The organism is Arthrobacter sp. H41, from assembly GCF_000520535.1.
In the GTDB taxonomy this organism is placed as follows: Bacteria; Actinomycetota; Actinomycetes; order Actinomycetales; family Micrococcaceae; genus Arthrobacter_D.
This window is the reverse complement of sequence record NZ_KI914818.1, coordinates 1-12,709: the sequence shown is the minus strand read 5'-3', so window position 1 is coordinate 12,709 and position 12,709 is coordinate 1. Positions and strand designations below refer to the sequence as shown.

11 protein-coding genes are annotated in these 12,709 nt (G+C 65.2%); 4 read left to right on the top strand and 7 right to left on the bottom strand.

Annotated elements, in window-relative coordinates:
- On the bottom strand, positions 1-239 hold a 239-nt coding region (locus tag Y705_RS23260), incomplete at its 3' end, for a SulP family inorganic anion transporter (protein WP_253908616.1).
- A gap of 167 nt (positions 240-406) precedes the next feature.
- Here Y705_RS23260 and Y705_RS0112925 point away from each other — a divergent pair.
- Positions 407-805 carry a MerR family transcriptional regulator gene (locus Y705_RS0112925; RefSeq protein ID WP_026533159.1) on the top strand — a complete coding sequence of 133 codons (399 nt, stop codon included), beginning with the start codon at positions 407-409 and terminating at the stop codon, positions 803-805.
- 42 nt (positions 806-847) lie between these two features.
- Here Y705_RS0112925 and Y705_RS0112920 read toward each other — a convergent pair whose 3' ends face one another.
- From Y705_RS0112920 to Y705_RS19865, 3 genes are all read right to left on the bottom strand, one after another.
- The gene (locus tag Y705_RS0112920) at positions 848-1,228 is read right to left on the bottom strand and encodes a hypothetical protein (RefSeq protein ID WP_026533158.1); all 381 of its coding nucleotides are present in this window, start codon (positions 1,226-1,228) and stop codon (positions 848-850) included.
- 76 nt (positions 1,229-1,304) lie between these two features.
- Positions 1,305-3,290, bottom strand: coding sequence for an acyltransferase family protein (locus Y705_RS0112915; protein ID WP_343212765.1), 1,986 nt, complete (start codon positions 3,288-3,290; stop codon positions 1,305-1,307).
- A 264-nt stretch (positions 3,291-3,554) separates the two neighbouring features.
- A complete protein-coding gene (locus tag Y705_RS19865; protein WP_049822734.1) occupies positions 3,555-3,986 on the bottom strand; it encodes a MerR family transcriptional regulator in 432 nt (143 codons plus the stop codon).
- Between the two features lie 124 nt (positions 3,987-4,110).
- Between Y705_RS19865 and Y705_RS0112905 the strand changes: the two genes are divergently transcribed.
- Positions 4,111-5,628, top strand: a complete 1,518-nt coding sequence (locus tag Y705_RS0112905; RefSeq protein WP_026533156.1) for a SulP family inorganic anion transporter — start codon at positions 4,111-4,113, stop codon at positions 5,626-5,628.
- A gap of 159 nt (positions 5,629-5,787) precedes the next feature.
- On the top strand, positions 5,788-7,035 hold the full coding sequence (locus Y705_RS0112900) for an MFS transporter (RefSeq protein WP_253908615.1): 1,248 nt from the start codon (positions 5,788-5,790) through the stop codon (positions 7,033-7,035).
- A gap of 179 nt (positions 7,036-7,214) precedes the next feature.
- Here the strand turns inward: Y705_RS0112900 and Y705_RS0112895 are convergent, their stop codons facing one another.
- From Y705_RS0112895 to Y705_RS0112885, 3 genes are all read right to left on the bottom strand, one after another.
- Positions 7,215-8,378 carry a mannitol-1-phosphate 5-dehydrogenase gene (locus tag Y705_RS0112895; protein ID WP_026533154.1) on the bottom strand — a complete coding sequence of 388 codons (1,164 nt, stop codon included), beginning with the start codon at positions 8,376-8,378 and terminating at the stop codon, positions 7,215-7,217.
- Positions 8,378-10,345: a PTS mannitol transporter subunit IICBA gene (locus tag Y705_RS0112890; protein ID WP_026533153.1), complete on the bottom strand. Its 1,968-nt coding sequence runs from the start codon at positions 10,343-10,345 to the stop codon at positions 8,378-8,380. Before Y705_RS0112890 ends, Y705_RS0112895 begins: the two co-directional genes overlap by 1 nt.
- Before the next feature lie 67 nt (positions 10,346-10,412).
- Positions 10,413-11,141 carry a TetR/AcrR family transcriptional regulator gene (locus Y705_RS0112885; RefSeq protein ID WP_026533152.1) on the bottom strand — a complete coding sequence of 243 codons (729 nt, stop codon included), beginning with the start codon at positions 11,139-11,141 and terminating at the stop codon, positions 10,413-10,415.
- A 136-nt stretch (positions 11,142-11,277) separates the two neighbouring features.
- Between Y705_RS0112885 and Y705_RS0112880 the strand changes: the two genes are divergently transcribed.
- Positions 11,278-12,709: putative PEP-binding protein (locus Y705_RS0112880; RefSeq protein ID WP_049822733.1), on the top strand; the 1,432-nt coding region annotated here is incomplete at its 3' end.

Here is a 12,709-nt window from a genome sequence, read left to right as displayed (position 1 = left end):
CCGAGGAAGGCGATACTGACGGCCATGGTGAAGGAGGCGAACAGGCCGAGGCGGGGGTCCACTCCGGCGATGATGGAGAACGCGATCGCCTCCGGAATCAGCGCGAGCGCCACGACGAGGCCTGCGAGGACTTCGGTCTTCAGCAGGCGCGGGGTCCGCAGTGTCCGGGTGACGGACTGCCGTTCAAGGGGGGTCAGTGCGGTAGTGGAGGCTGTTCGTGCGGCAGGAGGGGATGCCATGGCAGGGGTTCCTTCGTGCAAAGGGGGTACAGAGTAAGGTGGGTCCGCCGGCAAATGGTGGCGGGAATGCTGTACGCCGGTGTACGACAAGGGCCGCGGAAACTCGCAGCAACCGTTAAACTCTAACCTAACGTGATGTGAGGTTGAAACCGGAGGGGAAGGCAGCGATGAGCGATGCACCTGTAGAAACCAGTGAGCGCACCATGCATATCGGTGAGCTCGCCGAACGCACCGGGCTCTCGTTGCGGACCATCCGTCATTACGACGAGGTGGGCATTCTGCCGGCGACCGCGCGCACCGAGGGCGGGTTCCGGGTCTACACCGAGGACGATCTGGAGCGCCTGATGGTGATCAGGCGGATGAAACCGTTGGGATTCACGCTGGAGGAAATGACGGATCTCCTGGCAGTGCTGGACGCCCTCCAGGAGGAAAGAGACGACGCGCGCACCGCGGAGCTGCGTCGGAGACTCGCCGCCTTCCGGGACACGGCGATGGAGCGGCGGGACAAGATGGTCGATACCCTGGCCCGCGCTGATGAATTCATCGACGTCCTCACGAAGTACTAGACCAACCGTTTCTACTCGGGCCATCCCTCACCGTTGGGTGCGTCAGGGGTTGAGCCAGGGGTAGCGGGAGGTCAGCAGTCCGATGATGTCGGTGCGTGAGCGGATCTGCTGTTCACTGGCCACGGCGCGGCGTGTAAGGCTGTGGGTGAAGGCGCTAAGGCGCACCCGGTACTGTTCGGCGGTCTCGGAGTGCCGTGTCACGGTGAGGGTTTCGACGATGCGGGCCATGTCGCGCATCTCCTCCAGACGGAAATTCAGTACGTCCATGCCCGCGAGGATCTCCAGCAGTGCTCTCTGATCGGCACTGAAGAGTGGCCCTTGGTCCGGGTGCGTGGTCACCGGTTCGATGAGACGTAGCGCGAGGAGCTGATGGATCGAGTCCTCGGGCACTCCGCTGATGCGTGCGGCGGAAAACAAATCCATTAGGGCGGGTTCAGGGCCGGGCCGGAAGTTTGTCATGGTCCTACTTTCATGGTCCCGTCAGCGGAGATCTGGGATTTCACTGGGCGCTACCGGGAGTTGCAGGGCTCCAGCCGGTCGCGGCCAGGAGTTGGGTTTCCATGTAGTCGGTGAGGGTTTGGACGTAGGTCCTGGTGAGGTGGTCCAGATCCATGTAGACGTAGACGTTGCCGATCACCGCCGGGCAGGTGCTCTCCGTGCAGAGGGCGGGGGTGAGGTCCAGGGAGTGTAGGAGCGGTTCGCGTGCCGCAATGTCATCGATGGGATTCACCGGCAGCAGTGCCCGGCTGCGCGGGGTGTTGCACTTTGGCGCATCCCTGCCGTTCTGCTCGACGCATTCGAACATGTCGGTGGCGAAGCGGGGGTTGTCCCGAATGGCGAGGACGTCGATGCCTTCGGAAAGGAACGGCCTGATGCCTTCCTCGTAAGCGGGCACGAGGGCCTCATAGGGCGCTTCCGCAGAGGTCAGGGTGCCGAGGGTGATCACGGAATCCGGCCTGAGCGCCAGGACGTAGTCACGGGCGGCCGCGTTCCGGTCGTTGCATTCGGTGTCGCGGGTGGCGGAGTCGGCGCCGTACCGGCAGGCGTTGCGCAGCAGGGTGATCATCCGCCATTGATTGTCGTCGGCGATCTCGGTCAGGGCGGGCATGAGTTGGTTGGCGTGGGAGTCCCCGATGACCACCACTGTGCGCACGGGTTCCCCTGCCGGGTCGATCTGGTGGCAGGTGGCCAGGGCCGGGTCCTCGGTCCGGTACTCGCCCTCGCAGGGTGGTCCCGCATTGCCCCATTCGCTGCCGAGGTCGGTGGCCGCCGGGATCAGGGGTGCTTCCGGGAGGGGGAGGTGCTCGGACGGGGCGGTGAGCACCCGCGAACCGGGGTTCAGGGCCTCGGATTGCTCACTGAGTTGCCGCTCGGTAGCACTGATGCGGGTTTCCCACCCGGAGAGTGGAACCGCGACGGTCAGCGCGCAGCTGATGGTGAGGATCATTCGGCGGCGTTTGCTGCGGTGGAGCCAGGACCAGTTGTTCAGGGGCCGTTCGATGAGGCGGGTCGTCAGCCAGGCCAGCACCACGGCGGCGCCAATGATTCCGGCCCCCACACCCAGGGAGACGGATTCCTCGCCCGTTGCCACGAGATAGGTGATCAGCAGGGGCCAATGCCAGAGGTACAGGGCGTAGGACAGCTTGCCTACCGACAGGACTGCAGTGGTGCTCAGGAGCCGGTCGACGCCCCAGCGGCTGGCAGGGCGTCCGGCCAGGATGACTGCTGCCGCACCGAGTGTCGGAATTAGCGCGGCCCATCCGGGGAACTGGTTCTCGACCTGCAGGACAAGCCCGCAGAGGATGATTGCGGTCATTCCCGCCCAACCCAGCACTACGCTGGTCCACCTGCCCGATTTGAGGTGTGCGATGGTCAGGGCAAGCAGTGAGCCGAGCGCGAATTCCCACAAGCGGGTGCGGGTGTCGAAGTAGGCGAACGCCTGGTTCGTTGCTGTTTCCCGGATGGAGAAGGCCAAAGAGGCTAGGAAGATGACTGTGAACACGGTGGCTGCGCTACCGGTGAACGAGAAGCGTGTGCGCCGTGCCAGGGCAATGCAACCGGCAAGGATCAGGGGCCAGAGGATGAAGACCTGACCCTGGATGGACAGGGACCAGAAATGCTGGAAAGGACTTGCTGTCGCGGTGTCGGCCGCCTGGTAGTCCACAGCACCGAAGGCGAGGTCCCAGTTCTGCACGTAGAACAGGGAAGCCCAGGCATGCTCGATGAGCTGGCTCCAGCGGCCCTGCGGGAAAAAGGCGGCCGCGGCGATGACGGTTGCCAGGAGCACCACGGCCGCCGGTGGCAGCAAACGACCAAAGACTCGCGTCCAATACGCGCGCAGACCCACCGGACCGGTGGCTGCGCGACGGGAGAAGGACAGGGTGAGCAGGAAGGCAGAGACCAGAAGGAAGACATCCACGCCCCCGGAGACGCGCCCCAACCACACGTGGTAGATCACCACCAGCACGATCGCCACCGCGCGCAAACCCTCAACTTCGGGCCGGTACCGTGCCTGAGCGGCCTCGGTGTCTGGAGGTGGTGAGGATGATGGTGCACTTGTGGTGAATAGTCGCGGCATGTTCGGTGTTCTCAACGATCTCCTCCTACCCGGCTCGGGCTGGGAATCTGTGGGTGTAGGCGTGTCAACGGTGTGGCTGGCACCGATCTGCTGGCATGCTGCACACATCAAGGCACAGGTGGTAACTGCCGCTTCGCGAGCGGCGCCCATCTGCCGCGCTGCGGTGAAGTCCTATCCCTGCCCTGTCATGTGCAGGGATCCTCGCTCGCGCAGATGCAGGGTGATGGGGTTGATGAGGGAATCCGCCCGGTCAAGATCGGCAGCGAGTTTCGTACGGCGCCGCTGGGCTTCGTCAAGGACGGTCTCCATCAGGTCAAGGTGCACTAGGCCGTGATATCCGGAACGGGTGGCGAGAACTGCCAAAAGTTCCCCGATTTCCTCCAGGCTGAAGGCCAGTGCTCGGGCTTGCCGGATGAGCATCAGCCGCTCGTAATCGTCTTCGGAGTAGACCCGGAAACCACCCTCGGTGCGCGCACTGGGATGAAGGAGCCCCACCTCGTCGTAATGCCGGATCGTCCGCAAGGACAGGTTCGAGCGCTCCGCCAACTCACCGATATGCACGACCACAGTCCTTCCCTCGACATCAATTTCATACTCTACCATTACGTTAGAGTATAGTTTGATGCGGCGGGTGAACCGCCCCTTTTCTTCCGGCGCACTGCGGCGCCCCCACGCCCACCGAGGACAGCCTCCGTGCGCCCTCATGACTTCTTCGAAAGGGACACCTATGGCTATTGCCACTGCCACCAAGCACCTCGCCCCCGATGAACGCCAGTCGGTCTGGCGGACCCTGCGCGCGCCACGGCACCTTCGCACCGAGGTGCTGGCCGGCCTCGTCGTCGCCCTGGCGCTGATTCCGGAGGCGATCGCGTTCTCGCTCATCGCCGGCGTCGATCCCCGGGTCGGCTTGTTCGCCTCGTTCACCATGGCTGTCAGTATCGCCTTCCTCGGCGGCCGGCCCGCGATGATCTCCGCGGCGACAGCGGCCACGGCCCTGGTGATCGCGCCCCTGGTGGACAGCTACGGCATCGATTACTTCATCGCCGCAGTGATCCTCGCCGGGATCTTCCAGATCATTCTCGGCATCTCCGGTGTCGCCAAACTGATACGGTTCATTCCGCGCTCGGTCATGGTGGGCTTCGTCAATGCGCTGGCGATCCTGATCTTCACCTCCCAGCTGCCTGAACTCCTCGGGGTTCCGTGGCTCGTGTACCCGATGGTCGCCGTGGGGCTGGTCATCATTTTCCTGCTCCCACGCATTACCCGGGTCGTTCCGGCACCCTTAGTGGCAATCGTCGTCGTCACCGCAGCAGCCCTCATCTTCGCGGTCGCCGTACCCACTGTGGGTGACAAGGGCGAGCTTCCAGCGAGCCTTCCCTCGCTCTTTCTTCCCAACGTCCCACTGACGCTGGAGACATTCCAGATCATTGCCCCGTTCGCTGCCGGTATGGCGGTGGTCGGGTTGATGGAATCCTTGATGACCGCCAAACTCGTCGACGACGTGACCGACACCCGCTCCCAGAAGACCCGTGAGTCCTGGGGACAGGGAGCGGCGAATATCATCACCGGCTTCTTCGGCGGGATGGGTGGCTGCGCGATGGTGGGCCAAACCATGATCAATGTGAAGGCCTCCGGTGCCCGCACGCGGATCTCCACCTTCATGGCCGGGATCTTCGTGCTCATCCTCGTCGTCGCCCTCGGTGATGTCGTTGCACTGATCCCGATGGCGGCCCTGGTTGCGGTGATGATCTTCGTGTCCATTGCGACCTTCGACTGGCACAGCATCCAACCGGCCACGTTGAAGCGGATGCCCAAGAGTGAGACCACGGTCATGCTCGCCACGGTGATCGTGACCGTCTGGACCCACAACCTCGCCATCGGCGTGATCGTCGGCGTCCTCGTGGCCATGGTGGCGTTCGCCCGGCGGGTTGCCCACTTCGTCACCGTCGAGCGGAGTCGTGAGGAACAATTCGGGGCGCCCGTGGCGAAATACCGCGTCAGCGGCGAACTGTTCTTCGCCTCCTCCAACGACCTCTACACCCAGTTCGAATACGCCGAGGACCCCGACATCATCGTCATCGACCTGCATGGCTCACACCTCTGGGATGCCTCCACCATCGCGGCTCTTGACTCCATCGCCGCCAAGTACGAGAGCTACGGCAAGGAGGTCCAGGTCGAGGGCCTCAATACCGCCAGCGTTGCCATCAGGGAGCGGCTCGGCGGACACCTCGGCGGCGGTCACTAACACCCCGCCGCACGGCGATCGAAGACGTCGCGACGGAATGGACGTCAGACGTGTCTGCTCAGGTCTGCCCCTATATGAAGGTAGGGCAGGGCCGATGCGTAACCGTGGAGCAAGACATCGTCCTTCGTGAAGCCTTCAGGACAACAATAAGGAAACACCATGCGTGCCGTCGACGGTGTAACCAGCACACCGATGACTCCCCAACGTTCCTGGTGGGGAGTCGTTATTGCCGGTGCGCTGATCAGCGCCGCGACAGCCCCCGGTCAGACCGCCGGACTGTCGCCCCTGACCGACCCGCTGATCGAGCAGCTCGACATCTCCCGCACCGATATTTCCTTCAGCTACCTCATCGGCACCCTCGCAGGCGCGGTAGCACTACCGTTCATCGGTCGTGGACTGGACCGATGGGGTGCACGCAAGGTCATTCTCATAGCCGTCCTTGCGTTTTCCCTGGCCCTGATGGCACTGAGTTTCGTCAGCGACATCTACGGACTCACCGCCGGCTTCGTCATCCTGCGCATGGCAGGCCAGGGCACCTTGACCCTCGCGGCAACGACAGCAGTGGTCAAAGCCATCCATCACCGGCGCGGACTCGCCGTCGGACTGGTTTCAGCTGTCGGCTCCGCAGGGATCTCCCTGACACCGCTCCTCGTCGAACGCCTCGTGAGCACCGGGGGCATTTCCCTTGCCTGGCGGATCCAGTCCCTCGCCGTCCTAGTGATTGTCCTGCCGATGATCCTGTTCCTACCCCGCCACGAGTCACGCCCACACACAGTTCTCCCTCAGGCCCGCACCACCACGGCCGAAACGGCCAGCCCGGGGTGGAGCACACGGGATGCTGCCCGGACGCCCATCTTCTGGACCATCGCAGCGGCACTGGCAGCGACCGGCATGCTCTCAACAGCCCTTGCCTTCCACCAGATATCAATCCTCACTACCCAGGGGCTGACCACCACCGAAGCAGCCGCGAATTTCATCCCGCAAACGATCACCGCGATCCTGGCCACCCTGCTCGTCGGAGGAGTCGCTCACACACTCGAACCCCGTCTAGCGCTAGCCGGCTCCATGGCGCTCCTTGCAGGAGCCCTCTGCTTCCTGCCCTTCATCACGGGCCTTGGCCTGGCAGTGGCGTACGGGCTCATCCTCGGTGCGGCCAGCGGATCCATCCGCGCCATCGAACCCATCGCCCTGGCTCACTACTTCGGCACAGAGAACATCGGCGGAATCCGCGGCATCATCACCTCTATCAACGTCGGATCCACAGCACTCGGGCCCATCCTTTTCTCCCTCGGACGCGACCTCACCGGCAGCTACGCGATTCCAAGCCTCATCGCAGCCACCATCCCCCTGACGGTCGGGGCCCTGGCATTGTTCAGTCCACTCCCACACCGCACAACAGAGCAGTAACACCCGCTTCGACCGGCCCGCATCGAAATCAGAAGCGACGTCCGGAATGGCCGTCGTCCAACCCGCGCACGTCAGTCAGTCAGTCAGTCAGTCAGTCAGTCAGCGCGAGAGCGACTGGACCAGGAACTTCGCTGAGCGAAAGGCACGGCGCCGTGCGGAATCGCCCGCACCGCGCCGCCTTATTCCGGAGCCGGGCCGGAGTCCGCCTGCGCGGCGCGTACCAGCTCGAGGACATGCTGGTACAGCGGATGCGCGGGCTCCAGCCCGCTGACCGACATCGTCGCCTGCTCGGGCGTTTCGCTCCGAAGGATCCCGGCGAGCGCCTCGACCTCCGGGTCAGCGGGATCGCGGAAAGCGAGCGCTGCCTGTATGGCCGACAGCAGTCCCGACGGAACCACTCCCCGCTCGGCCAGCTCGGCGGCCGGACCGACGAACCGCTCGTTGCGGCCCAGCTTGCGCAGCGGCGCCCTGCCCACCCTCTGCACGGTGTCCGGCAGGTGCGGGTTCGAGAAACGGTGCAGGATCTTCTGCACGTAGGCTTCCTGCTCCTCGGCGTCGAACCCGTGCTTGTCCACGAGCAGTTGCTTCGTCTCGTCGAGCACTGCACGGACCCGCCGCGCTACCTCCGGGTGGGCCATCGCGTCGGAAACTTTTTCCATCCCCGCCGCGTAGCCGAAGTAGGCGCAGGAAGCGTGGCCCGTGTTCACCGTGAAGAGCTTGCGCTCGATGTACGGAGCGAGGTCATCGACGTAGGTGGCGCCGGGAATGGCCGGCTCGGCGCCGGCGAACGCCGTCCGGTCGATGACCCATTCGAAGAAGGTCTCCACGGTGACGTCCAGTCCCTGCCCGGGGGCCTGGTTCGGCACGATCCGGTCGACTGCCGTGTTGGCGAAGACCGCTCGTTCCGCAAGGTCCGCCTCGGACCCTGAATAGGCGGTGACGATCTCCTTCCGCAGCAGGTCCGTCGCGTTGATGGCGTTCTCACAGGCCATCACCTGGAGCGGATCCTGCCCGTTCGCCCGCCCGGCGATTCCCGCGGCGATCACGGGAGCGAGGAACTTCAGGACGTTGGGCCCCACAGCGGTGGTCACCAGATCCGCTGACGCAATTTCCGCGACCACCGCCGCTTCCTGCGTCCGTGAGTTCAGCGCGCGGTAATTGTCCACCCTCTTGACCGTCGGCGCCTCCCCCACCTCGTGCACGTCATATCCCGGTGTCGAGGCGAGCTGGTCGATCAGGGCGTCGGCGACGTCGGCGAAGACCACCTCGTAGCCCGCTTCGTGGAGCAGCAGCCCCACGAAGCCGCGGCCGATGTTCCCGGCTCCGAAATGGACCGCCTTCACTAGGCGTTGACCTTTCCGAAGAGCGCCAGCACTTCATCGACCGTCGTCGCATTCTCGAGTTGCGCCACCTGTTCCTTATCAGAGAAGACGCGCGCGATCGCCGAGAGGATGGACAGGTGCTCATTGTTCCGGCCTGCCACCCCCACCACGAACTTGACCTGCTTGCCGTTCCAGTCGATGCCCTCGGGGTAACGGATGATGGACACCGCAGAACGCTTGATGAGGTCCTTGGCGTCATTGGTGCCGTGCGGAATCGCCAGGAAGTTCCCCATATAGGTGGGAACGGACTTCTCGCGCTCGTGCATTGCCGCAACGTAGCCGGAGTCCACCGCACCGCGTTCCACCAGCAGTCGGCCGGCCTCGTTGATGGCGTCCTCCTGCGTGGTCGCCCTGCCGTCCAGGACGACGCTTTCCTCTGCGAGGACGTCGTTGGCGGCACTGCCGGAGTCGGCCTCGGACGCCACCGCGGCGGGCATCGGGTCCTTCGGATCGACCCCACCCTCGGCTGCCGCGCTGGCGCGGACCAGTTCCACGATCTCGTCATAGCGCGGGCTGTTCATGAAGTTGTCGACAGCGACGTGCGTAGCGCCCTGCGTCAGGGGCTCGGCGCGGGCGGCGAGATCCTGGTGCGTCACGACGACGTCGTAGTCGTCCTTCAGGTTGGCGATGGCGAGGTTGGTGACCTTGACGTCGGGGAACCCGGCCGCCTTGATCTTGTTGCGGAGCACCGAGGCGCCCATCGCCGAGGAGCCCATCCCGGCATCGCAGGCGAACACGATGTTGCGGATGGGTCCGTCTGTGTCCGCCGAGGAGCTGAAGTTGCCGGCCACGGAGCTCTTCTTCCCCTTGAGGCCTTCCATCTTCGTGGCGGCAGCCGTCAGGTCGCCGTCGTCCTGCTTGCCCGTCTTGAGGATGACCGAAGCGACGAGGAAGGACACGGCGGTTGCGAGCACGACGGACAACCCGACACCGAAGTAGCTGTCACGGGCCGTCTGGGCGAGCACCGCGATGATGGATCCCGGAGCAGCGGGTGCCACGAGGCCGGCGTTCGTGATGCTCAGGGTTGCGATACCCGTCATGCCGCCGGCGATGGCGGCGAGGATGAGCAGCGGGCGCATCAGCACGTACGGGAAATAGATCTCGTGGATGCCGCCGACGAAGTGGATGATGGCGGCACCGGAGGCGGATGCCTTGGCGGCGCCGCGCCCGAAGATCATGTAGGCGAGCAGGATTCCTAGGCCTGGACCGGGGTTGGCCTCGAGCAGGAACAGGATCGACTTGCCCTGGTCCAGCGACTGCTGGACGCCGAGCGGCGTCAGGACGCCGTGATTGATGGCGTTGTTGAGGAACAGGACCTTCGCCGGCTCGATGAAGATGCTGGTGAGCGGAAGCAGGCCGTTGTTGACCAGGAACTGGACCACGTTGCCCGCGCCCGTACTGAAGGCCTGCACCAGCGGGGAGACGCCGTAGAATCCGATCAGCGCCAGCAGCGCACCCCAGATTCCGGCGGAGAAGTTGTTGACCAGCATCTCGAAACCCGGCCGGATCTTGCCGTCCCAGATCGCGTCGATCTTCTTCATGGTCCAGCCACCCAGCGGACCCATGATCATGGCTCCGATGAACATCGGGATGCCGGCGCCCACGATCACGCCCATCGTGGCGATCGAGCCCACCACGCCACCGCGGACGTCGTAGACCATCCGACCGCCGGTGTAGGCGATCAGGAGGGGCAGCAGGTAGGTGATCATCGGTCCCACGAGTCCGACGTTCGCCACGCCGTCGGTCTCGCCGAAGCCGCCGAGCTGCGGAACAGGAAGCCAGCCCGCCTCGATGAAGAGAGCCGTGACGAGGCCCCAGGCAATGAATGCCCCGATGTTGGGCATGATCATGCCGGACAGGAATGTCCCGAACTTTTGAACGCGGACGCGCGCACCGGAGCGGGGCGTCACTGCTGTTTGTGTTGCCACATGCTTTCCTAACCGCTACCCCTGCAGCATCGCAGGGTGGAATGGATATTTGGATTCTTCTGGTAAATCAGGTGCCGGCCCTTGACGAGATGCGTTGCAGCCATTCGAGGAACAGCTTGAGTTCCGAGCTGGAGAGTTGGTCCGGATGGGATGACTGCAGCGCGGCGTTGAGTGCGATGGCGGCCACCACCACCGAGGGGCTGCCTTCGGTGTCGGTCACCGGATCAGCTTCCGAATCGGTGGCGACGGCGGAAAGAACTGCCTCCCGCGTCATAGCCGACAGGTCGAGGTTCCGTTTGGCCGCGGGCTCGGCGATCAGCATGAGCGTGACGCCGATGTTGGCGGCGAGCATGCTGCGTGCTGCCTCATGCGGAGAGACGACCAGCCGCGCCGCAGCCGCCGCCTTGTCGAGCACCTCCTCGAGGAACGCCTCCGCACTGGCGACCATCGAGGGGCGGCGCTCCGGGCGGATGTTCCCGAACATCACGAGGTAGAGGTGCGGATGGTCGAGGCCGAACTGTACGTGGTTGTCCCAGTGCCGCCGGAGGTCCTCGACGGGCCTGCCTGACGACGCCAGGCTGCGCTCCCCCTCAAGATATTCACTGAAGCCCTCGGCGACGACCGCATCGAAAAGGCCCTCCTTGTCCCCGAAGTGGTGGTACAGGGTGGGGGCGGTGACACGGGCGAGCTGGGTGACCTGCCGGGTGGAGACCGGGGCCCCGTTGGACTCCGCCAGCAGCGAGGCAGCAGCCCTCAGGAGCCTGGTCTTAGGCGCGGGTCCGTCAGCGGATTTCATGCCTGCTACCGTAGCATCTATAACGCTGGTATATGAAGTGCATCACAAATTCTTTCCGCCGGATCCCTGCATCATCCGCTTCACCCTGCAGAATGGTTCTGGCCGACAAGCACAGATGAGGAAACGAGGACGTTCAATGCAGAATTTCTCAGGGGTGGGCGTAAGTCCCGGCCGCGTGATCGGGACCGTCCGCCACATGCCGGCGTCAATCAGCGAGCCGCCCGTCGGTGAGCGCCTGGCAGACCCCGATGCGGCGGAGGAAGCCGTCGAACTGCTGCGCGCGGCGTCGAAGTCGGTCCAGGAGGAGTTGAAATCCCGGGCGGAGGCCGCGAAGGGTGACGGCAAGGCAGTCCTGCAGGCCACCGCGCTCATGGCCGCCGACCCCATGCTTCTCAAGGCGGCGGGCAAGCTCATCCGGGGCGGGTCCTCCCCCGAGCGCGCTGTGTGGGAAGCCGGCGCGTCCGTGGCGGAGATGCTCCACAACCTCGGTGGGTACATGGCGGAGCGCACGGCCGACGTCCTCGACGTCCGCTCCCGCATCGTGGCGCAGCTGCGCGGCCTGCCCGCGCCCGGCATTCCGGCGTCGGACACGCCCTTCATCCTCGTGGCGGAGGACCTCGCGCCCGCCGACACCGCAACCCTCGACCCCGGACTTGTGCTCGCGCTCGTCACCTCCGGCGGCGGACCCCAGTCCCACACCGCCATCATCGCGCGCTCCCTCGGCCTTCCCGCCGTGGTGGCGGCGAACGGGGTAGGAGAACTCGACGACGGCAGCACCGTCTTCGTGGACGGCGCCGCCGGCGTGATCACGCTCGACCCCGGCGATGACGAAGCGGCGGCTGCGGAGGCCTACGCGGCTGCGGCGTCGACGCTCGCGGTCTTCGACGGCACCGGAGTGACGGCTGACGGGCATGAGGTGCCGCTCCTCGCGAACGTCGGCGGAGCGAAGGACGCCCGGGCCGCAGCCGATGCCGGGGCCCAGGGAGTCGGCCTGCTCCGGACCGAGTTCTGCTTCCTCGAGCGCGATACCGAGCCCACCGAGGCCGAGCAGATCGCCGCCTACAAGGGCGTCTTCGACGCCTTCCCGGGCAAGAAAGTGGTGGTGCGCACCCTCGACGCCGGCGCCGACAAGCCACTCCCGTTCCTGACCGATTCCACCGAGCCGAACCCCGCGCTCGGGGTGCGGGGCTACCGCACCGATCTCACCTCGCCCGGTGTCCTCGAGCGGCAGCTCACCGCGATCGCCGACGCCGCCGCCCAGTCCTCCGCGGAGGTCTGGGTGATGGCGCCCATGATCGCCACCGCGGAGGAGGCAGCAGCATTCGCCGCCATGTGTGCCACTGCTGGACTGAAGACGCCGGGGGTGATGGTCGAGGTGCCCTCGGCGGCACTGACCGCCGCAGCGATCCTGTCGGAGGTCGAATTCGCGAGCCTCGGCACCAACGACCTCACCCAGTACACCATGGCCGCCGACCGCCAGCTCGGGTCCCTTGCCGCACTCAACAACTCATGGCAGCCGGCCCTGCTGCGGCTCGTCCAGCTCACCGTGGAAGGCTCCGTGGCTGAGG